This window comes from Shewanella goraebulensis, assembly GCF_030252245.1.
Lineage (GTDB): Bacteria > Pseudomonadota > Gammaproteobacteria > Enterobacterales > Shewanellaceae > Shewanella > Shewanella goraebulensis.
In genome coordinates this window covers 2,892,762-2,914,378 of record NZ_CP126972.1, presented here as the reverse complement: position 1 = coordinate 2,914,378, position 21,617 = coordinate 2,892,762, and the positions used below count along the sequence as shown (strand labels likewise).

General features: G+C 39.5%; 15 protein-coding genes and 1 tRNA gene. 6 read left to right on the top strand and 10 right to left on the bottom strand.

What is annotated here, in order from left to right; all coding sequences use genetic code 11:
* Positions 1 to 413 precede the first annotated feature (413 nt).
* The 3 genes from QPX86_RS12265 to QPX86_RS12255 form a co-directional block, all read right to left on the bottom strand.
* Positions 414 to 490 (bottom strand) — tRNA-Pro (locus QPX86_RS12265).
* A gap of 103 nt (positions 491 to 593) precedes the next feature.
* Positions 594 to 2,396: a DUF3413 domain-containing protein gene (locus QPX86_RS12260; RefSeq protein WP_285162859.1), complete on the bottom strand. Its 1,803-nt coding sequence runs from the start codon at positions 2,394 to 2,396 to the stop codon at positions 594 to 596.
* 103 nt (positions 2,397 to 2,499) lie between these two features.
* Complete coding sequence (locus tag QPX86_RS12255; protein ID WP_102528342.1) at positions 2,500 to 2,718, bottom strand: YejL family protein; 219 nt, start codon at positions 2,716 to 2,718, stop codon at positions 2,500 to 2,502.
* Positions 2,719 to 2,993: 275 nt separating this feature from the next.
* Here QPX86_RS12255 and yejK point away from each other — a divergent pair, with 275 nt between their 5' ends.
* Together yejK and corA are read left to right on the top strand one after the other, a co-directional pair.
* Positions 2,994 to 4,022 (top strand): nucleoid-associated protein YejK, encoded by a 1,029-nt coding sequence (yejK, locus tag QPX86_RS12250; RefSeq protein ID WP_102528343.1) that lies wholly within the window; start codon positions 2,994 to 2,996, stop codon positions 4,020 to 4,022.
* 216 nt (positions 4,023 to 4,238) lie between these two features.
* A complete protein-coding gene (gene corA / locus QPX86_RS12245; RefSeq protein WP_220754874.1) occupies positions 4,239 to 5,186 on the top strand; it encodes a magnesium/cobalt transporter CorA in 948 nt (315 codons plus the stop codon).
* A gap of 280 nt (positions 5,187 to 5,466) precedes the next feature.
* Here the strand turns inward: corA and QPX86_RS12240 are convergent, their stop codons facing one another.
* Positions 5,467 to 6,723, bottom strand: a complete 1,257-nt coding sequence (locus QPX86_RS12240; RefSeq protein WP_285162858.1) for an HD-GYP domain-containing protein — start codon at positions 6,721 to 6,723, stop codon at positions 5,467 to 5,469.
* A 127-nt stretch (positions 6,724 to 6,850) separates the two neighbouring features.
* Here QPX86_RS12240 and QPX86_RS12235 point away from each other — a divergent pair, with 127 nt between their 5' ends.
* Positions 6,851 to 7,546, top strand: a complete 696-nt coding sequence (locus QPX86_RS12235) for a 2OG-Fe(II) oxygenase (RefSeq protein ID WP_220754876.1) — start codon at positions 6,851 to 6,853, stop codon at positions 7,544 to 7,546.
* A gap of 108 nt (positions 7,547 to 7,654) precedes the next feature.
* Here QPX86_RS12235 and QPX86_RS12230 read toward each other — a convergent pair whose 3' ends face one another.
* The 4 genes from QPX86_RS12230 to QPX86_RS12215 all read right to left on the bottom strand — a co-directional run bounded on the left by QPX86_RS12230 (position 7,655) and on the right by QPX86_RS12215 (position 11,965).
* On the bottom strand, positions 7,655 to 9,007 hold the full coding sequence (locus tag QPX86_RS12230) for an ATP-binding protein (RefSeq protein WP_285162857.1): 1,353 nt from the start codon (positions 9,005 to 9,007) through the stop codon (positions 7,655 to 7,657).
* Positions 8,998 to 9,672: a response regulator gene (locus tag QPX86_RS12225; protein ID WP_220754878.1), complete on the bottom strand. Its 675-nt coding sequence runs from the start codon at positions 9,670 to 9,672 to the stop codon at positions 8,998 to 9,000. Before QPX86_RS12225 ends, QPX86_RS12230 begins: the two co-directional genes overlap by 10 nt.
* Positions 9,673 to 9,832: 160 nt before the next feature.
* Positions 9,833 to 10,513, bottom strand: a complete 681-nt coding sequence (locus QPX86_RS12220; protein ID WP_285162856.1) for a LysE family transporter — start codon at positions 10,511 to 10,513, stop codon at positions 9,833 to 9,835.
* A 147-nt stretch (positions 10,514 to 10,660) separates the two neighbouring features.
* Entirely contained in the window at positions 10,661 to 11,965 is a 1,305-nt protein-coding gene (locus QPX86_RS12215; RefSeq protein ID WP_220755007.1) for a dicarboxylate/amino acid:cation symporter, read from the bottom strand.
* Positions 11,966 to 12,198: 233 nt separating this feature from the next.
* On the opposite strand from QPX86_RS12215, the gene QPX86_RS12210 reads away from it, so the two are divergent.
* Positions 12,199 to 14,709: an Ig-like domain-containing protein gene (locus QPX86_RS12210; protein WP_285162855.1), complete on the top strand. Its 2,511-nt coding sequence runs from the start codon at positions 12,199 to 12,201 to the stop codon at positions 14,707 to 14,709.
* Between the two features lie 71 nt (positions 14,710 to 14,780).
* On the opposite strand, the gene astB is transcribed toward QPX86_RS12210, so the two are convergent.
* Positions 14,781 to 16,115, bottom strand: coding sequence for an N-succinylarginine dihydrolase (gene astB / locus QPX86_RS12205; RefSeq protein ID WP_285162854.1), 1,335 nt, complete (start codon positions 16,113 to 16,115; stop codon positions 14,781 to 14,783).
* A 360-nt stretch (positions 16,116 to 16,475) separates the two neighbouring features.
* On the opposite strand from astB, the gene topA reads away from it, so the two are divergent.
* Positions 16,476 to 19,139 carry a type I DNA topoisomerase gene (gene topA / locus QPX86_RS12200; RefSeq protein ID WP_220755010.1) on the top strand — a complete coding sequence of 888 codons (2,664 nt, stop codon included), beginning with the start codon at positions 16,476 to 16,478 and terminating at the stop codon, positions 19,137 to 19,139.
* A gap of 314 nt (positions 19,140 to 19,453) precedes the next feature.
* Here the strand turns inward: topA and QPX86_RS12195 are convergent, their stop codons facing one another.
* Entirely contained in the window at positions 19,454 to 20,239 is a 786-nt protein-coding gene (locus QPX86_RS12195) for a hypothetical protein (protein ID WP_220755011.1), read from the bottom strand.
* Between the two features lie 357 nt (positions 20,240 to 20,596).
* On the opposite strand from QPX86_RS12195, the gene cysB reads away from it, so the two are divergent.
* Positions 20,597 to 21,571: an HTH-type transcriptional regulator CysB gene (gene cysB / locus QPX86_RS12190; RefSeq protein ID WP_285162853.1), complete on the top strand. Its 975-nt coding sequence runs from the start codon at positions 20,597 to 20,599 to the stop codon at positions 21,569 to 21,571.
* Positions 21,572 to 21,617: the final 46 nt, after the last annotated feature.

Below are 21,617 nucleotides of genomic sequence, written 5' to 3'. Positions count from 1 at the left end.
AGAAGGGGAAGCATCACGCAAGTTATCGCCAGTGGCATTTGGCCGAATCGTAAAAAGTGGGCACCTAAAAGTAAATAAGCCAAAGAAATTAGAATAATTCGCCACCACATTGCCACGTTCCTCACTAATCAGCTGTCATCATGCATTTTGAATCCAGCAATATAGCTTATTAGAATGTGATTGTTCTATTACATCACTCACAGAAGTCTACATTCGAGCATTGTATTAAGTGACAGAGGTCAAAAATGGCAATATGTATTTGCGTTGGTTAGCCAATATTGAAATCGCTACTTGAATAGTAGAAGTCGAAAGGTAAAGTCGATTAGTAAATTTACAGAGTATTGAGCCATGCTGTTTTTTGGCTAGAGAGGTTGCCACAAGCTGAACAAAAAGTTTAAATCATTGATAAGAATTGGTCGGGATAACAGGATTTGAACCTGTGATCTCTTGTCCCCCAGACAAGCGCCTTACCGGACTAGGCCATATCCCGATTAAAATCTTATGCTGCATAGACTATCAATAAGGTATTTTTCAGGCAATAGCTTTACTAAAAAACACCATCAATCGATTGTATTTTATACGTTTATGCAGTATTACTGATTATAAAGCCTTCTTCCTTCACGCATCACTTGAATCAGTTCTGGCGCACTTAATTTGTGTTTGAGCCTTTTTTGATAATCAATATCATAAATACGATATTTACCATGACGGTCCAGTACGGTTATTTCTTCACTTTGGTAAATAGCAAATGTGCGGCTGTCACCAATATAGACCCAGCTTTGCTCGCTCGGCTGCAATAAGCTGTAACCTGAGCTGTAATCTGTGATTGGATTGTCACAATGAAGTATGTGGCTCATCACAGTAGGTACAATGCCATAATGGCTTGTACGATAGGTCACATTATCAGCACCCGCTTTCGGCCAATGCATAACAAAAGGCACTTGAACGTTACCCGGTGAGAGGTTTTGATTAACTTCAGAAGTATTACTATTAAACACCTGACCATGGGTACCGGTAATCATCACAACGGTATCATCACTAAGTGCACTTACAATTTTCTGTAACTGCTGATCAATGAAGTAAAGTGACTGACGGTATTGATTATAAAGGACCCTTTGCGCAGGCTTTAAATCGATATGTGGCTTAACTGTTTCAATACCTAAAAAGCCAATTGGGGTATCGTAATGTTTCGGTGCAGATAGGTTAACCAGCGAGAACCAATGTGATTGTTGTTCTGCACTCCAGTCAACAAACTGTTGTACATTTTTCATGTCGGTTTGTGCGCTGCTTGTTTCACTATGATTGGTAAAAATAGTTAGGCCATCAAATATTGAACGCCCCTCGAACACACGTTGGTTTTCTTCTGACAGAAAAATAGCTTGTTGATAACCTGCTTTCGTCAATGCGTCAGTCATAATAGGCGCAGTGTGATAAAACTCTTTTCTATCACCATAGTTACCTTGTAAGCCATAAAATAAAGCAAACATGCCTGTTTTGAATTGGTTGCCGCCACTGTAATGCTCAGAAAACTGCTTATTGTCAGCTTGGTACTGAGTTAAAAAAGGCATGGTGAGTTCGTTGACCATATCTGCTCTTAAACCATCAACAGTGATGATAAGCACATTGGCTTGTTCTTGTAATTCAGCTGGCGCTTTGCATTCAAGTGGCGCAACTGGGTAACTTAGTTTTCTTGCTTTGGTTTGATAACTGTTGTCATCACTGTTTGTGCCTTCAATACCATGACTTTCCATGAAAGATCGGGCTGTTGCAGGGTAAGACAGCGGATAGGTATCATCAAAACGGGTAATTTGAGTAACATCAGATGCATCAGCCCAAATGTGAACCAAATGACTGCTGATAAAACAAATACCCACGAAAGCAATCGCTTTATTACCGAGCTGCTTCTTCTCTAATTTCTCTATTCTTTTCCAAATAAAGTTAGCTGCAGTTAGCTCGATTAAAATAATCGCTGTCGGTGTCGCTATGTAGGATGTGCTTTTAAGAAGGGCATTAAGATCTGTCCAAGCAAGGTCAAACGCAAATGGACTTAAGTGAATACCGTAATCATCATAAACAATGGTGTCATACAGTAAGATACATAGACCTAACGTGGCCACTAGCGCTGCATAGCCACGCAATATTTTTGAGTAGGGCAGCAGCAGTGTGACAGGAAAAAGAAATACGACGTAAACAATAAAGGCTAAAAAACTGAAGTGACCAATCGTGCTGATTGCAAGGTAGCCCCAGCCAATAATGGTTTCAGGGTAACCGACACTGCTTAAATAGCGAGCGCCTACTATCATGGCTAAAAAACCATTAAAGAAGGCAAACCAGTGGCCCCAGTTAACAAGACGCGACACTTTGTCACGAGTCATTTGTTTTTTGCGCTCAACCATGCGGTATCGTTTTCCTAATCCTATCTGGAATCAAAATAATTGTGTCAAAAGTAAAATATAAAAATAGCATACCTTTGAACAATTTAAATGACTTTAGTACGTCTTAGTCAGCTTTTACTGATTGTGCTAACGCTTTTGCGAATTGTTCAGCAACAGCTTGACGAGATTCACTCGGTACTTTGTTTTCAAGTAAGTGTGATACACAGTTGCCTAATACCATCAGGCTTAAATCAGTTGGTGCCTGATGCTTGTTTAGTACTGCTAAAAGCTCAGTTATTAATGCTTCAACTTGAGTGTTGGTATATTTAGATTGGATAGCCATAATCAGAAAAGTTCAAAAAGTAATGAATTAGCCGGCTATTATATCGGATTTAATGCGCGGTTGCTGCAAGTTTCTAAAGACTAAAAATACAACAATATTTAGCTGTTTATCCTGATTTTATGCCACATTCTTCTCTGAAGGTTCAGCTGACAATTCTCAAGTTTATTTGATTTGTTATTGCACGTTTTCGATAAGATTTTTTGAGACTTTTTAACTCGGTCTGTTATGATATCGAACGCTATTTCGCTTTCATCAATAGAGATCAGTTAGGGCTTATGAGCATCAATATCGAACAAGCAATTATCCACGAAATTTCCCAAGACAGTCAGGGACAGTTAAGTTGTCGTCTTAGACCCCAGCCGCTATTAAACAGCAATGCAGTAGAGTCTATGTTGGAAGAATTACACCAAACTTATACTGGAAAAGCGGGTAAAGGTTTTGGCTTTTTTGGGACTCATGGGGAAGATGGCGAAGCAAACCCTGCTTTTTCTAACGCATTAAATGAATATCGTAGTGGCGAGTTAGGTTTTGTTGAGTTCAGTAGTGCTGCCAGTAAGTTGCTACAAGAAGAACTCGCTAAATACGACTTCAGCCAAGGCGGATTTTTATTGATGTCTTGTTATACCAGCATGACAAGTGATTATTTATTTGTGGCTTTGCTGAATGCTAAACCGTCAATGACGGTACTTGATGACATGGAGCTATCGCAGAATAATCATTTGGACTTAACCAATGTTCAATTAGCAGCTCGTATCGACTTAACAGAGTGGCAAGCTGATAAAGAATCTCGCAAATATATCTCGTTTGTTAGAGGTCGTGCTGGACGCAAGGTAGCCGATTTCTTTTTAGACTTTATGGGTTGCGTAGAAGGCGTGAATACCAAAGCGCAAAACAAAACCTTAATGCACGCTGTAGAAGACTTTGTTGCTAGCAGCGAGTTGACTAAAGATGAGCGTCAGCAGTGCCGTGACAAAGTATTTGATTACTGTAGTGAACGTGCTGATGAAGGCGCAGATATTGAAGTGAAAGATTTGGCTGACGAATTAGCTGACTCTGGCATGGACTCATTTTATGATTTTGCGTGTGGTGGCACTTACGAGCTAGATGAAGAGTTTCCTGCTGATAAAGCTAGTTTACGCACATTGAAGAAGTTTTCGGGCACGGGTGGCGGAGTAACATTGAGTTTTGATGGTGGTCACTTAGGTGAGCGCGTTATCTACGATCCTATTTCTGACACCTTATTAATTAAAGGTGTACCAGCTAACTTAAAAGATCAATTAGACCGACGTCTGAAAGGTGAATAAAGCGGCATATTTCAATTAAAGCGTCCGTTTGGGCGCTTTTTTTTGCATTTATTATATGTATTAAACGTTTTGGGCACATTTGTGAGCTTATTTGCTCGTAATTACATTTAAACATTTTATTATCAAATTATTTTAGTACACTAGCCCAAAAATTTATGCCAGTTGTATAAAGTTAATTGAAGGTGGACACCTTAAAGTGACCACTCTGGGGGAATCATGATTACTGCCTATGTTTATCACAATCGCAAGTTAACTGTTCATGAACTGAATGTTCAAGACAGTATACCCGAACAAACATTATGGTTAGACATGTTCAAACCCAATGACGATGAGCGTGAGTGGTTAAGTCGGTTTTCGGTAGAGGAAGTACCCGAAGAGGAAGACATTAATGAAATTGAAGCTTCAGCACGTTTTTTTCAGAGCAAAGATGGGTTGCACATTAACTCTCTTTTCCCGCAACGTGTTGGCTCTGATGTTCGTGCGATTAACGTCTCGTTCAACTTGCGAAAAGATTTTTTACTGACGATTCGCGAAGATGACGTGGGCTTGATCCGTTTGCTGCGTAACTATTTACGTTTAGGACGATTAGATGCAACAACACCACAAGGACTGATGTTAGAGCTATTTCATCTTAAAGTAGATTACCTTTCTGATTTAATTGAAGATGTGTATTCAGTTCTCGATGATGTTAGCCAGAAAGTGTTTGATGATGAAGAGCTCGATGAAGTCTTTAAAATGATCACGCTGCAAGAAGACTCAAATGGCAAAATTCGTTTAAGTTTGCTCGATACACAACGTTCATTGCGTTACATTCAACGTTATTATCGTGATCATTTATCTGAAGAGAACATTAAAGACTTACGTGAAATGCTATCGGATATTGAATCGTTAATGCCACATAGCCAATTTATTTTCGATAAATTAAATTTCTTATTGGATGCCGCGATGGGCTTCAGTGGCATCCAGCAAACAAAAATCATTAAAATCTTCTCGGTTGCTGCCGTGGTATTTTTACCACCAACAGTTATCGCCAGTAGTTACGGGATGAACTTTGCCAATATGCCAGAATTAGATTGGCGTTTTGGTTATCCAATGGCGATTGGTTTGATGCTTGCCAGTGCCGGTGGCACCTACTTATTCTTTAAGCGGAAAGGTTGGTTATAATCGTTTTAGATAAACGTTATTTAATTAAGCGTAACCATGTTTACAAAAACCATTAATAACTCTGTTATTAATGGTTTTTGCATTAGGGCATGTTGAACTTTACTGATTAAGTTTTGTTCGAGATAAAAGCGTTTTAATTGAGGCTAGAGGGTTACCTCCAAGTAATCTAAGCTAAATTCGCTCAACAGTAAGTAAAGTGCTTTTAGTTTACCCCCTTCACTGTAACAACGCCCTCGAAAAATCAACAGGCCTAAAGAATTAATGTTTCTGGCTAAGACTACTAAGCTTGTCCAACGCCGTAGCTGATGCGTTCCCTTGGGTTTAAATATTTAAAAATATTGTCAGGCAAAGCTGATGTGGGTAAGCAACGCACGATACTGATTTCTTCTCGTTCTAAATCAATAATTGGCGCTTGGTCTTTGGGAACTAAAGGATCATAAAGCATAATCTGAGGGAACAATATCTTATTTAGGTTAACTGACATGACCAAGCCAAACTGTCCACTGGACAATTCAATGACACTACCAGGGGGGTAAATACCAATAGTTTTAATTAATTTCCCAACGTATTCGGTGTTAAGTTTGTGCTTATAATTTTTGTAAATTATACCCAGTGAAGCGTAGGGTGTTTTGGCTTTGGAAATTTTAGTACCATTACACAAATCATCGTATTCATTTACCACAGTTATTAACTGACTGAATTTATCTAATTCATCTGCTTTTAAACCTTTTGGGTAACCTGAGCCATCAAGGAATTCGTGATGATTAGCAATCATAGGTTTTGCTTGCTCCGGAAATGTATCTGCTAATTTCAGGAAATTAAGACTCATCAGCGGGTGCTGCTTAATTAAGTTTTGTTCAGGCTTGGTAAGCGGGACTTGTTTTTTTAAGATATTGCTTGGAATTTTAAGTTTTCCGACATCATGAAATAATGCACCTAATCCAACTAGCTCAATATCTTCTCGGCTCCATTCAAGGCTTTTAGCTAGCATCATACACATCACTGATACATTCATTGAGTGATGATAAATGAGATCGTCAGGTTTTGCGTCGCTCATTAGATGCAGTACTAAATCATCTGAATTTAGCAACATACTCGTCATGGTACTAATCATATCTTTAGCATCATTAACGGAGTTAAGTGGCCGACTTCCTAACTTAGATACTGTTGAGCGCATCATTGCTAAAGACCGTTCAAATTGTTGTTCAGTTTTCTTGATGCTTCGGCGCAGTTTATTCTGGTACTCGATTTGATCCTGTTTGTATTGATCCATTTCGAGTTTTAATTTATCTAGGCCTTCATCTTGAACGAGTACTGATTTCTGCGTGATATGTGCTTTATCTATTAATGGGCTATCACTACGTTCTTTGTCGAAATAAACGTGCTCAATGCCGAGGCTTTTGATTAATTCTATTTGAGACTCTGTTTTTACTTTAAAGCTACTAAACAGAAATGGGTGATCTTTCCACGAGACAGGTAAGCGAATAAAGTTACCCACTTGAATTTGATTTATTGATACTTTTACAGATTTTTTCATAGGTTAAAGCAAATACCTAAAGCATTTTTTATTATTTGAATAGCAAGTGATAAGCGAGTATTTTTGCCAATTTATCAATTCCATGGCAGCATATTATCACTACATTATTAAAAAGTGCTGATTTAATATGGATTTTATTGAAGTCATCCCGAATGCATTACCTGATGATTTGTGTGAGAGGCTAATAATGGCTTTCGAGAAACATGAAGGCGTTATGGAAGGAAAAACAGGCCAAGGCGTAGATAGGACGAAAAAGAGAAGCTTTGATTTAACCTTGGATAATCATGAAGATATGATTTCGCTTAAGAATGAGCTATTACAGAATACATTAAAGCACACCGCAAGTTATTTCAAAAAGTATCCCATGGCATTAATGGGAGCAGTTTCAGTTTCAGTAGCCGATGAGCAAGGTAAACCAGTCACCCTCAATCCTGATAATTTTTCTTCTCTTGGTGAGCCAAGAGCTGAAGCATTAACTAAGTATTTGTATCGTAGCGGCGTGGTGAATCTTCAGAAGTATATTCAAGATGTTGGCGGATATCCTCACTGGCATTCAGAACATTTCCCTCAAACAGGCTCTCATGAAGCGCTGCATCGAGTGCTGTTATATATGTTTTATCTGAATGATGTACAAGAAGGTGGAGAGACAGAATTCTATTATCAAAATAAATCAGTTTCTCCAAAAAAAGGCACTATGGTCATAGCGCCGGCAGGCTTTACTCATACCCATAAAGGCAATACACCGATTAGTGGTGATAAGTACATTGCTACGTCATGGATTATGTTTAACAAGGCTGAAAACTTATATGCGCCAATTAGATAAAATCGAGGCATTTCGCCCCGTTTTATTACTTGCTATTGGTGCTAATTATTTAGTGAAGTTAAATTGTTAGTACATATTTAGTCATTTAGTTCGTGATTTAAACAATGATTATTGAGGCGGAATTTTGATAGTAAATTTTGCGCCTTGTAAATGGCTTTCTGTAATAGAAAGTAGTCCATGGTAGCTGCTGACAATTTCGTTACACACTGCAAGTCCAATCCCTTGTCCTGGTGATTGGGTATCAGCGCGCACGCCGCGCTGAATGATGCGCTCTTTTAAAGCATCTTCAACACCCGGGCCATCATCTTCAACAATGAGTACTGCATTGCCGTCTTGATCAATACTGGCAGTAACGATGACTTCGCTAATCGAGAGCCTAAACCCGTTTTCCATCAAGTTGCCACAAAGCTCCATTAAGTCGCCTTTATTAATCGGGAAGCTCACTTCTGGCTCAACATTAACGGTAAATCTTATATCTTTTTCACGGTAAATTTTAAACAGCATTTGCGATAATTGATCAATCATAGGTTTTACAGGTGTTTGTTCGTGTACTAAACCTTGTCTGCCGACTAAAGCGCGTTTTAATTGATATTTAACCAGCTGATCCATCTGACCCACTTGCTGCATAATTTTCTCGCTCGCATCGGTTTTAGTCAGTGAGTTGTCGTCAGTAATAGCGTGTACTGCAGCTAATCGTGTTTTGAGGCTATGCGCTAAATCATTCATCGCATTTTGATAGCGTTCTTGCTGATCACTAGATTGCGACAATAATTGGTTTAATGCTTGAGTGACACCTTCAAGTTCATGAGGATAACCGTCCGAAAGCGCCTTTTTTTTACCATCTCCAATCGCCTGCAATTCGCTTTTCAATCTTGCCATCGGGCGCATTCCCCAGTATGCCGCACTGACAAGTAATACTACTGCGAGAAGCATAACCACAGCGAGACGCAGATAAGTAAGTTTTTTGAAGCGAATAAATTCTCCCTCAACAGAATTAGCATCTTTGAGGACTACCATGTTGTACTGAGTTTGATTAAGTTCAACTGGCAGCATATAAGCAAAGTAGGACTTTTCATCTGACATCGTGAGGTAATATGGCGGGTTTGTGTCTGCTATTGATTCAAAGCGCTGACAAATGTTATCCAAACCGCTGTCTATGGCTAATGTAGAAATCCACACTTCATCAAAGGTCTGGGTACAACTCGCCATCATATAGCGTTTTTGTTTGTTATTTTCTTTAAGCCAACCATTGTCTGCTGGGATGAGATCGTATTCTCTTAGTTCGGCAGCGATTTGTGGCATTTCTGCGATGAGCTGCGAAGTTTCCTTATTATAACTATTCTGGGCATGAAGGATGGTCACTGACCAAGCAAGCCCAAACCCCACCAATGCAATGATAGAAAGTGAGGTAATGAACATCCGTGTTAACAGACGCTTTTTGAGCTTAAATCTTAACTGCATGGGAGATTAAATTTATATCCTTGGCCGCGAATAGTGGCGATAGGGTTTTCAATCCCACCTTTGCTGAGTTTCTTACGAATACGGCTGACCATAACCTCAATGGTATTCGGATCGCCTTCTTTATCTCCATAAACTACGTCCAGTAAACGTTGTTTAGCAACGACTTCGTGGCAATGACGCATCAAATATTCCAAAATGAGATATTCAAAAGCAGTCACTTCCATGTTCTCATCATTTAGGCTCACTTGTTTGGCTGCTAAATCCAGTTGCAGTGTGCCACTACTGATGGTGGGTTTTACAAAGCCTGCGCTTCGCCTTACTAATGCATCTAATCTTGCTACTAGCTCTTCTTTTTGAAAAGGTTTCACTAAGTAATCATCGGCTCCAGCATTTAAGCCTTCTACTTTATCTTGCCAATTTACCCGGGCGGTTAAAATTAAAATCGGCGCTTTGACGCCAGCATTACGTATGTCTGAGATGAGGCTCATACCGTCTTTATCGGGTAAGCCTAGATCGACTATAGCGATATCAATAGGGTAGTTCGTAGCCTGATAAAACCCTTCTTTTGCTGTTAAGGCAACCTGAACTTGATTACCTAAATCAGATAATTGCACATTCAAGTGATGGGATAAGATAGGGTCGTCTTCTATTACCAAAATTCTCATAAAATACTCTTTGGTGTTATCGCTATAAAATTAGAAATATGATTTTAAAGCTTATTAAATATTGTCTAGTTAACTTTTCTAACTCACCAGTTAACTACCTGCTATAGGTAGATAATAAAGTAATAATGCTTAACCTTAACTGACTGTAATAGTAATTGACTTATGAGACAAGCAGTTGCTGTATCAGACTTAGTAATATGGTGAGTGCCACCCCGATGAATATCACTCCTGTTATTGCATCGATGATATTGCTTCCTTTACTCATTTTATTTTGTATTGCTGGTTTAGTCAGTATTAAGGCTAAAAAGCAAAACCAAATTAGCGATAAAATAAACAATAAGCTGGCCGAAGCTATTTTGGTTGATGCAGTAACTTCAGGTGTCACCAGTACTGTGAATATAGTAATAAAGAAAATCAGCGCTTTAGGATTGAGTAAATTAGTATATAAACCGATTTTAAAGCCTTTAGCAGGCGTTATAGCATCGAAACTAATATTAGCTTTAGCAGAACGTGTTTGCAGTACTTCAGAAGGCTCCGATTTATTTTGAAAAGATTTTACTGCAGAGGCTAAGGCCCCAAATCCCATCCACGCAAGGTAACTCACCCCAATAATTTGTACCGTAAAGTATGCCAGCTCAGATTGCTTTATCATAATGCTGATACCCAAAAGCGACAGTAAACTGTGGATTAATATAGAGGCGCTAATGCCCGCAGCGCACATCAACGCAGTCTGGCGACTTTGCTGGGTAGATGTTTTTACAATAATGGCAAAATCTGGGCCTGGACTTATAAGTGCCAAGCAATGTATTACGGCGAGTGTTGAAAGTAAGGTAAAGTCCATTTTAATTCCGAAGTGTTAGGTTATAAAGATACTGAAATAAGAGAATTGATATTAGCGATGTATAAAATAAGAAACGTTAGGTTATCTCATAAATAAAAAAGGCGCCATCAAGGCGCCTTTTTATTCGCATAAAATACAAATTATTAACTAAGCATTTTTAACTTGGTCTTCAAAGCTTGAGCCAACTTTACCTGCTTGAGAGTTATTAAAGATTTCTTCGTTGAACTCGCCTTCAGATTTAGCAATCACGACAGTAGCTACTGAGTCACCGGTGACGTTTACTGCTGTACGGATCATATCTAATAGACGGTCTACACCAATAATTAGTGCAATACCTTCAACAGGAAGACCAACTTGGTTAAGTACCATGGCAAGCATGATTAGACCAACACCAGGAACACCAGCGGTACCGATAGAGGCTAAGGTTGCGGTTACAACCACTAAGGCATAATCCATAAGACCTAATTCAATACCAAATACTTGGGCAATAAATACCGTTGCAACACCTTGCATGATAGCAGTGCCATCCATGTTGATGGTTGCACCTAAAGGCAGAGTAAATGAAGCGACTTTATTGTCAGCACCTAAACGGTGTTCACATGTTTCAATCGTTACAGGTAACGTCGCATTTGAACTCGCGGTGCTGAAAGCAAATAGCTGAACATCACGCATCTTGCGCAAGAACATGAACGGACTAAGGCCTGTAAATGTTTTCAACAGTGTTGGGTAAACCACCAATGCCTGTACGAGCAACACGAAAATGACTAAGAAGAAGTATTGAACCACACTGCCTAAGGTTTCTAGTCCAAGAGTTAAGCTTAACTTAGCCATTAGAGCAAAGACACCGTATGGTGCAAGTTGCATTACTAGCGTTACTACACGCATGATGACTTCGTTTAAGTCATTAAATAGCGCGGATACACGAGCGCCGCGTTCACCAATATGAGAAATGGCAAAACCAAAGATGACTGCAAAAATGATAATTTGCAGCATGTTGCCTTGGCTCATAGCTTCAATTGGGTTAGTCGGCACAATGTTAATCACTACTTCAGAAAGGCTTGGTGCATCTTTGGCACTGAATTCCATTGCTGAAGTGGCAAGTGACGCATTACCAGGATGAACGATAATAGCGAGTGTGATTGCAACGGTGAGTGCAATTGCAGTGGTGAACATATAAAAGGCAATGGTTTTACCGCCTAGTCGCCCTAATTTAGAAGGATCGCTCAATGAACTTGTACCACAAACCAGTGATACAAACACGAGTGGTACAACTAACATTTTCAAACTTGAAATAAATATTGTTCCGACAACATGTAAAATGCCTTCGGTTATATAGTCTTTTACAAAAAGGCTTTCTGGAAATACGTTTCTCAGAATTAATCCGAGAAGAATACCCGCACCCATACCTATGAGGATTTTGCTTGTTAAACCAAGCTTACTATTTTTATTCAAAACTACTTCCTTCCAATCTCAATCATCGATTTTTAATGATTTTTATATTTATCTTTTAAAGCCTAGCAGGAAAATAAATCTTATGAAACGGTGTAAAAGTTAAAGTTTTTAAGGAAAAATGCCGAATAAAACAGTAGAGTAACAAAAAAGTTACCAGATTTTTGTGTAATATCACGATATAAGTAACTATTATAAATCTTAAGTACGATTTTAATGTAACAGGGAGACTGACAATGAGGTCAGCACAAAGACTATTTTTAGCGCTTTTGAGTTCAATTTTTCTTTTCGCTTGTAGTGGTGGAGGAAGCATTTCAGATGACGGTGGTGGGGGAACGACTCCGACTGAAACTTTTACAGTTGAACTGGTTTCTTCAGTCGCATCCGATGAAGTAGTAGATGCAACTACCGGAGCACTATTAACCGCTACGGTTAAAAGTTCAATAAATGGCGCAGTCTCTGGTGAGTTAGTTACCTTTGAGTTGAGCAATCAAGAATTAGGTTCTTTTGATGTTTCAACTGCAACAGCTGTAACCAATTCAGAAGGCGTTGCAACTATTAACCTCTTTTCAGCTGAAATTGCAGGCTCAGGTTCTGTGACCGCCAGTATCGCATCTGGTGAAGCTGGTACTGTTGCATTTACTATGCTTGGCGATGGTGGTGAAGCGGGCGGTGGATCCCAAGTAAGTCTCAAGTTATATAATGCTGCTGGTGAAGAAGTTGAAACGATTAGTACACTTGTTCCAGGTGTTTTAGTTGCTACAGTAACTGGTATCAGCAAGCCAACGATTGTTTCGTTTAGTTCTGAAATTGGTGACTTGCCAATAACTTCAGCGGTAACAAATGGTGAGAATCAAGCATCTGTAGATATTTATGCAGGTAGCTCTTTAGGGGCAGGAACAGTTACCGCATCACTTTCTACCGGTGAGAAAGGCGAAGCGATTGTTGTTGTCGGAGCAACAAATGTTGTGATGGGAAGCGGTTCTCCTTTTACTGAGGGAGTAGCTGAAGTCAGCACTTCTGATTTATCTGCAGGTGGCACAGCAACAGTTACTGTTCTTATACAAGATGAGGAAGGTAATCCATTCACACAACCTATTGATGTGAATTTTTCATCGACTTGTGCGACAAAGGTTCCTGCACAGGCTCAATTAAGTTCTCCAGTTTCATCTTCAAACGGCGTTGCCACATCTACTTATCTAGCACAAGGTTGTGTTGGGGAAGATCAGATTAATGTAACTGCAAATGCGGGTGGTATCAGTTTATCAGCTGTTGCAACTATCAATGTTTTACAGTCTGATATTGGCAGTATTGTGTTTGTATCAGCTGAGCCTGAAAATATTGGAATTTTAGGTACCGGTGGTATTGAATCATCAGTGGTGAAGTTTCAAGTTCTTGATAAAAATAGTAATGTCGTAGCTAACCAAGCTGTAGATTTTTCGTTAAATACTGTTGTCGGTGGCATTTCAATCGATCCAATTACTGCTACCACCAATAATGAAGGTATTGTTCAAACTGTTGTGACAACAGGTACAGTCGCAACATCTGTTCGAGTTACAGGTACTATTCAGGGGTCATCTCCTGTTATTTCAAGTCAATCTAGTCAATTAGTAGTTTCTACAGGTATTCCTGATCAAGACAGTTTTTCCCTATCTTCAACTATATATAACGCTGAAGGCTGGAATAGAGAAGGAACTGAAGTCGAAGTCACTGCTCGTATGGCTGATGCTTTTAATAACCCTGTGCCTGATGGAACTACGGTTTCATTTACAACGGAAGGTGGCTCTATTGAAGATGCATGTCAAACGGTTAATGGCGTTTGTTCAGTTAAATGGACTTCACAACTTCCACGCCCCGAAGGCAAAAGCTTTTATGATGCTTTAGGCAACCAAATCTTAAGCCCAGTTCAAAGTCAAAAGTGCTATAAGCTGTCTGATAAATCGGAAGATCCTACTTGTTTAGCTGATAATATTGTTTACGGTAACTACTATGGACAACCGTATGGCGGTCGAGCAACTATTACAGCCACTGCTATTGGTGAAGAATCATTCCCAGATTTAAATGGTAATGGTCGCTTTGATGCCGATGAAATGAATGAGTTTTTAACTGGTACGGATGTCACTGGTGAGAAATTTGATCTAGATGATGCGTTTAATGATTACAATGAAGATACAGTTTTCAACCCTCAAGCTGATGATGCTTTAAAAGGTCTTGATGGTGGCTCATTAGAAGAATTGATTGATTTCAACGTCAATACCGTTTTTGACAAAGCAGATGGTTTATATAATGGTGTGCTTTGTTCAGATCCTGTTCACGCAGGATGTGCCGATGGAGTGAGTGATTCTAAATCTCTTTTCGTGAGACGTAGTATTGTTATTGTCATGTCAGGAAGCACTGCCGTGGCGACACTACCTTCAGAAATATTAATTGTTGATGATGGTGTACATGACGGAAATAGTCCGATAGTGATAACGGGCAAAGGAGCTGCAACTGTTTATTTCACATTATCTGATTTGCATAACCAGCAATTACCAGCAGGCACTACAGTAACGTTTAAAGCTTCAGCAGGGTCAGTGACTAGTACTTCTACGATTACATGGCCTAGTTCTAACCATAATGGTGGTCGCAACTTTGCGGTTTCACTTAAAGGTGAAGATGAGCCAAATTCAGGAGTGTTCTCTGTAACTACTGAAACTCCTAATGGAGTGCTTACTGAAGTAATAGCTATCGGAATTAACATTCTATAACTGACAATAGTTAGATATAAAAATGCCGCTCATTGAGCGGCATTTTTTATGCTTATTAAAAGAAGTATTATTTACTTTTGGAATTGATAAACACTGCCCAATTTTAAAATCTGGGTTAATTCATCTAACGCGGTGCGTGATTCAATTATTAATTGTGGGTCAGCTAAGTCCTTTACTTCTAAACTGTCGCGGTAATGTTTATCTACCCAGACATTTAGTCGATTAAATAATGCATCATTCATTAATGTGTTTTGATTAACGGCTGATATTTCTAATTCACTCATTGCAACCCGCAGGCGCAAACAAGCAGGGCCGCCGCCATTTTGCATACTTTGTTTCACATCATAATACTGTACTTGTTTAATAGGCGTACCTAAAGTCACCAGCTCATTGAGGTAAGCAAATACCGCTGGGTTCTCTTGACAGTTAGTAGGTGCAATAATCGCCATTTCGCCGTTTGGTAGGGTAATAATCTGAGTATTAAATAAATAACTCTTAACAGCATCGTTAATTGAAACTTGATCCGTTGCGACTTTAATAAAGTGCACATCGGTGTTCATCTTGCTGCGGATTTCTTCAAATTTGGCTTCAGTATTTAAAAAAGCTTGTTCGTGATAGAACAATACATTTTGGTTACCAACTGAAATCACATCGTTATGAAATACACCTTGATCAATCACGCTTGGGTTTTGCTGCATAAAGACGCTGCTTTCTTCATCTAGTTGATGCAAGCGAGCAACAGCTTGTGACGCTTCTAATGTTTGCCTAGCTGGGTATTTAGTCGGTTTAACTGCATTCGGATTAGTTGCTTCTTGTCCGTAAACAAATAGCTCTACACCTGAGTGGCCGTAATCTTGGCAAAGGCGAGTGTGATTGGCTGCGCCTTCATCACCAAAACTTGCGTGTTCAGGTAAATGCAGATGATGCTTAAAAAAACGCTCATCTTTAAATGTCGCTTTTAGAATATTACCTGTCGTTAACGGCTCAATGCTGCGGTGCAGCTTATCGACCAAGTTTGCTGGTGTGAAATGCACTTTTCCATCGCGAGTATCAGCACTCGGTGAGACTGTGGCCGCATTTGCAGTCCACATTGATGATGCACTGCAACAGGCATTTAATAAAGCAGGAGCATGCTTAGCGGCTTGGTTTAGTACTTCAGCGTCAGAACCTGCAAAACCCATACGGCGAAGAGAGTGAAGGTCAGGACGTTCTTGAGGGGCTAATACTCCTTGAATCATACCTAAGTCAGCAAGTGCTTTTGCTTTTTTCAGTCCTTGCTTCGCGGCAGACTTTGGATTTGAAGCTTGCGCAGCGTTGCTATATGAGGCTACATTACCAAAAGATAAACCTGCATAATTGTGGGTTGGTCCGACAAGTCCATCAAAGTTCGCTTCGAAGTGCTTCATTTATTATCCTTAAAAAATATTTATTATTGTTATGAAATATTGTTATGAAAATGAGTTCATTTGCTGCTAGGTACTGCAAGAATACAGCCAGTATACTGATGAAATAGGCCTTAACAAGCGGTGACTTTGGTCTCAAAAATTGAAAAAGTGACTAAACATGCACAACTTTTACTTGCTAGACCATAAATAATGAAATATTACTTTTAATTAACGCAATATTATTTTTTTTCATTTTTTATAATTGATTAAAAAATGGCTCGCTGGACACATATTAGAGGTATTTACTTGAAACATTCGTCTCAACACTCTATATATGGAACCAATTTAATCTATCAGAGACTTTTTGGCGCAAATTAAACTATGGGTAAATCGCTAGTTATTGTCGAATCGCCGGCCAAAGCCAAGACTATTAATAAATACCTTGGTAAAGAATTTATCGTTAAATCGAGTGTAGGTCATATCCGTGATTTGCCTACATCATCATCGCCTGACAGCAAGGTTGCGACTAAAACGCCTGCTGAAGTTAGGAAAATGGCCCCTGAAGAGAAAGCCAAGTATAAGCTACAACGTGATAAACGTGCGTTAGTGGCTCGTATGGGAATTAACCCTGAAAAAGGCTGGGCCGCTAAATACCAAATATTACCTGGTAAAGAAAAAGTCGTTAAAGAATTAAAAGCGCTTGCTGAAAAAGCCGACCACATCTATCTCGCAACCGATTTGGATAGAGAGGGAGAAGCAATTGCTTGGCATTTACAAGAGATCATTGGTGGTGACGAATCTCGTTATCAACGAGTTGTCTTTAACGAAATTACCAAATCTGCTATCCAAGATGCTTTCAGTGAGCCTTCAGCTCTTGATACCAATATGGTTAATGCACAACAAGCTCGTCGATTCCTCGATCGCGTTGTGGGTTTCATGGTGTCACCATTACTTTGGAAAAAAGTAGCGCGCGGTTTATCTGCTGGTCGAGTTCAATCGGTTGCAGTGCGTCTAGTGGTTGAACGTGAAGGCGAGATTAAAGCATTTGTGCCAGAAGAATTCTGGGATGTTCATGCTGACCTAGCTACTTCACAGCAGCAAAAGCTTAAAATGCAAGTTGCCAAGTTTCAATCAGCGGCATTTAGCCCGATTAATGAAGCTCAAGCTCAAGTTGCACTAGATGCATTAAAAGATGCCAAGTTTGTTGTCACTGGTCGTGATGACAAAGCGACATCAAGCAAACCTTCTGCACCATATATTACTTCTACACTGCAACAAGCTGCGAGTACGCGACTTGGTTTCGGTGTTAAGAAGACCATGATGATGGCGCAACGTTTGTACGAAGCGGGCCATATTACTTATATGCGTACCGATTCTACAAACTTAAGTAAAGAAGCCGTTGAAGGCGTGCGTGACATGATTGGTTCAGAGTACGGTAAGAAGTATTTACCTGAACAACCATTACGTTATGGTAGCAAAGAAGGTGCTCAAGAGGCGCATGAAGCTATCAGGCCGTCAAACGTCATCGTACAGTCAGCATCTTTAACAGATATGGAAAGAGACGCTCAGCGTCTTTATGAGCTCATTTGGCGACAATTTGTTGCTTGTCAGATGATGCCTGCCAAATATGATGCAACTCGTCTTACTGTTACCGCAGGTGATTACGAATTAAAAGCCAGTGGTCGCACATTACGTTTTGATGGTTGGACTAAAGTTCAGCCACCAATGGGTAAGAAGAATGATGAAGACAACACTTTACCACCTTTAGATAAAGGTGATGTGTTAGACCTTAATGAGCTATTGCCGAAACAGCATTTTACTAAACCGCCAGCGCGCTTTAGTGAAGCATCATTGGTCAAAGAACTTGAAAAACGCGGTATCGGTCGTCCATCAACCTATGCAACGATTATTTCTACGATTCAAGATCGTGGTTATGTCAAAGTTGAAAACCGTCGATTCTTCGCTGAAAAGATGGGTGAAATCGTTAGTGACCGCCTAGTTGAAAGCTTTAGCGACATTATGAACTTTGACTTTACTGCTAGCATGGAGCAAACGCTCGATGACGTAGCTCAAGGTAAGTTAGAGTGGAAAACCGTACTTGATGGTTTCTATGCTGAATTAACTAAGCAGCTCAAAAATGCTGAGTTAGATCCTGAAGAAGGTGGTATGCGTCTCAATGAGATGGTACTTGCTGAAGACATTAAATGTCCTACTTGTGGCCGTCCAATGGGGATCCGCACAGGTACAACCGGTGTATTCCTAGGTTGTTCAGGTTATGCATTGCCGCCGAAAGAACGTTGTAAGACGACAATGAACTTAACGCCTGGTGAAGAAGCGGTTAGTGATAATGAAGATGCTGAAACTGATGCTCTTCGCGCCAAACATCGTTGTGGTAAATGTGGCACAGCAATGGACAGCTACTTAATCGATGAAGGCCGTAAATTGCATGTTTGTGGTAATAACCCAACGTGTGAAGGGTACGAAATCGAAGCGGGACAGTTCAAGATTAAAGGCTATGAAGGCCCAATCATTGAGTGTGATAAATGCGGCAATGATATGGAACTTAAAAATGGTCGCTTCGGTAAGTACTTTGGCTGTACTAATACAGAGTGTAAAAATACTCGTAAGCTGCTTAAGAGCGGTGAAGCAGCGCCGCCAAAAGAAGATCCGATCTTCTTACCTGATTTAAAATGTACAAAGTCTGACGCGCATTTCGTTTTACGTGACGGCGCTGCAGGTATTTTCCTAGCTGCAAGTACATTCCCTAAATCCCGTGAGACTCGTGCACCGTTAGTTGAAGAGCTTGTGCATTACCGTGACCAACTATGGCCAAAATATCAGTACCTAGCTGATGCCCCGGTTACAGATGATGATGGTAATAAAGCCGCCGTTAAATTTAGCCGTAAAACTAAGGAGCAATATGTTGCGACTGAAGTTGATGGCAAAGCGACAGGTTGGTCTTCGAAGTTTATTGGTGGCAAGTGGGTAAGCGAATCTACTAAGAAAAAGCCAGCAAAAAAAGCGGTCAAGAAAAAAGCCTCTTAATTTGATTAAGCTTTAAATTTAAATGGGACCTAAGGGTCCCATTTTTGTTTCTGATTTTTAGCTGGGATCCGATGTATATCTTTGTTTCTAAAGGTAAAAATATTAAATCAATGATTTGTGCCTTTCAAGATTAACTCGTAGGCTCATTTAACATACTAGGGTACCAAATAGATACTTAGCCAAAGTGACTCATCAGTTAGACCCATTCAATCTATTGTTAAGTAATTACATACTTTTTCACAAATACAAAAAAGCCTCTTTCGAGGCTTTAATTAAATAATCAACTTATATGCTTGAAAAACCTAATGAGCGCTTTACCATTTCTTCTTAGGTTGGAATAGCATATCGATATCATCTTCGTCATCTTTAGGTGTTTTGACCGCTTGAGGGTTCAACTGTTTCTGCTGAGAATCAATCTCTTCTAACAACTCTTTCGCTTCTTCAACTTTACGACTAATGAAAGGGTCATTAGGTGTTTTAGCTTTAATAGCCTGCAATGTTGCTAGTGCTTTGGACACCATTTGTTTAGATGAACCAAATTGTTTTAGCGAGTTAGCAGCGCGTGAACGTGAAAGCATTGACTCAACATTAATGCGCAATTGGTAGCTATCTATACGGTTTTCTGCTTCAGCAAACACTTGCGGGTCTAGTTTACCTTTGTTGTTTTCAGCTCTAACAATAGCTTTAAGCTTCTTGAGCATCTGTACTAATTCTAAAATTTGCTTGTCATTGTCCGGTAAGCGAAAGTTTTCAATCGCTAAAGCTTGTGATGGACTAGAGCTTAAAGTCGTGATTTGAGTTTGGATATCGACTAAGCGACGTTGGTAATCCGCTTGTTGTGGTTGATTTTCAAGATGGGTTAGGGACATTTCAAGCGCTTCATTAATCCGCTTGTAAAGCACTAAAATTACACTGCTAGGAAATGATGCCAAGCCTGTGTTAGATAAAACGTTTTCGGTTTCATTAATGATAGCTCTATGGCGTTTTAATTCCATTCTACGTTCTGCTTCAGCACGTTCTTTTTGTTGCTGAATAACACTAATACCAATGATCAGAATAAAAAGTGCACCTAACAGTATCAATACCAAGGTAAAGGTCATATGGTTTCCGTTCAATAATTAACAGCAGAGTGGTTTGTTACCACTTTTATTAAATTTGTAGTTTATATCTTAGCGCAAGACACGAACAGTGTCGTATAAAAAGTCATTCAAATCGTTAAGAATTGCTATAACTTTGGACTGAGTCCGCAAGGTTACCATTAGAGGCCAATAACATGCAAAATTCTCAAACTCGTTATTACTATTTGATTTAATAATTTAGATCGTCTATAACATTTAGCTATAACGAAATCTTTCATAAACTGTTTTGGTTGTGTTTTATTTGAACAGTTTAGTTTCTATCGAAAGTTTCTAGTAAATAAAACTGATTCACATCTGGTGCAACACGAAGGTAGTAACATGAAATTACAGCAACTAAGATATATTGCAGAAGTGGTAAAACACAATTTAAATGTCTCAGCAACAGCAGAAGACCTTTACACCTCGCAGCCAGGGATCAGTAAACAAGTCAGAATGCTTGAAGATGAGCTGGGGATACAAATCTTTGGCCGCAGTGGTAAGCATTTAACTCATGTGACACCAGCTGGCCAATTAGTGATCGATATTTCCAATGATATTTTAGGTAAAGTTGAAAGTATTAAAAAAGTCTCAGAAGAGTATACCCAACCTAATCAAGGTGAACTCAATATTGCGACAACTGATACACAAGCCCGTTATGCGCTTCCACAAGTCATTAAGCCTTTTATTAAGCGCTACCCAAAAGTGAACTTGCACATGCATCAAGGGACGCCTTCGCAAATTAGTGAGCAAGCTGCAAGAGGTGATGCTGATTTCGCAATTGCAACAGAAGCAATGCACCTATACTCAGACTTAATTATGTTACCTTGTTATCACTGGAATCGTTCGATTGTTGTTACCCGAGATCATCCGTTAGCTAATCGTAAAAACCTGACTATTGAAGATTTGGCTGAGTTTCCATTGGTAACTTATGTATTTGGTTTCGACAAAGCATCTGAAATTGAAAAGTCATTCAAGAAGGCTGAGCTAGAGCCAAGAGTCGTATTCAGTGCCACCAGTGCTGATGTACTTAAAACCTATGTGAGATTAGGACTTGGTGTCGGTGTTATCGCTTCAATGGCAATTGATCCAGTGATTGATAAAGACTTAGTGGCAATTGATGCGAGACATTTATTTGCCCATAGCACGACAAAAATTGGCTTTAGACGCGGTAGCTTTTTACGTAGTTATATGTACGACTTCATGTATAACTTTGCGCCGCACTTAACTCGTGATGTCGTAGAGAAGGCGGTAGCATTGCGGGACCAACAACTGATTGATGAGATGTTTGCCGGAATGGATTTACCCGTTCGCTAATTTATGATTTCAACCTGTTAGGTCAGTTTGAATCGATAAAAACAAA

What these genes read in the sequence shown, in the direction of transcription:
- QPX86_RS12260 (WP_285162859.1), bottom strand. Translation starts at nt 2,396, where the DNA reads ATGGTTGAGCGCAAAAAACAAATGACTCGTGACAAAGTGTCGCGTCTT.
- QPX86_RS12255 (WP_102528342.1), bottom strand. Translation starts at nt 2,718, where the DNA reads ATGGCTATCCAATCTAAATATACCAACACTCAAGTTGAAGCATTAATA.
- yejK (WP_102528343.1), top strand. Translation starts at nt 2,994, where the DNA reads ATGAGCATCAATATCGAACAAGCAATTATCCACGAAATTTCCCAAGAC.
- corA (WP_220754874.1), top strand. Translation starts at nt 4,239, where the DNA reads ATGATTACTGCCTATGTTTATCACAATCGCAAGTTAACTGTTCATGAA.
- QPX86_RS12240 (WP_285162858.1), bottom strand. Translation starts at nt 6,723, where the DNA reads ATGAAAAAATCTGTAAAAGTATCAATAAATCAAATTCAAGTGGGTAAC.
- QPX86_RS12235 (WP_220754876.1), top strand. Translation starts at nt 6,851, where the DNA reads ATGGATTTTATTGAAGTCATCCCGAATGCATTACCTGATGATTTGTGT.
- QPX86_RS12230 (WP_285162857.1), bottom strand. Translation starts at nt 9,007, where the DNA reads ATGCAGTTAAGATTTAAGCTCAAAAAGCGTCTGTTAACACGGATGTTC.
- QPX86_RS12225 (WP_220754878.1), bottom strand. Translation starts at nt 9,672, where the DNA reads ATGAGAATTTTGGTAATAGAAGACGACCCTATCTTATCCCATCACTTG.
- QPX86_RS12220 (WP_285162856.1), bottom strand. Translation starts at nt 10,513, where the DNA reads ATGGACTTTACCTTACTTTCAACACTCGCCGTAATACATTGCTTGGCA.
- QPX86_RS12210 (WP_285162855.1), top strand. Translation starts at nt 12,199, where the DNA reads ATGAGGTCAGCACAAAGACTATTTTTAGCGCTTTTGAGTTCAATTTTT.
- astB (WP_285162854.1), bottom strand. Translation starts at nt 16,115, where the DNA reads ATGAAGCACTTCGAAGCGAACTTTGATGGACTTGTCGGACCAACCCAC.
- topA (WP_220755010.1), top strand. Translation starts at nt 16,476, where the DNA reads ATGGGTAAATCGCTAGTTATTGTCGAATCGCCGGCCAAAGCCAAGACT.
- QPX86_RS12195 (WP_220755011.1), bottom strand. Translation starts at nt 20,239, where the DNA reads ATGACCTTTACCTTGGTATTGATACTGTTAGGTGCACTTTTTATTCTG.
- cysB (WP_285162853.1), top strand. Translation starts at nt 20,597, where the DNA reads ATGAAATTACAGCAACTAAGATATATTGCAGAAGTGGTAAAACACAAT.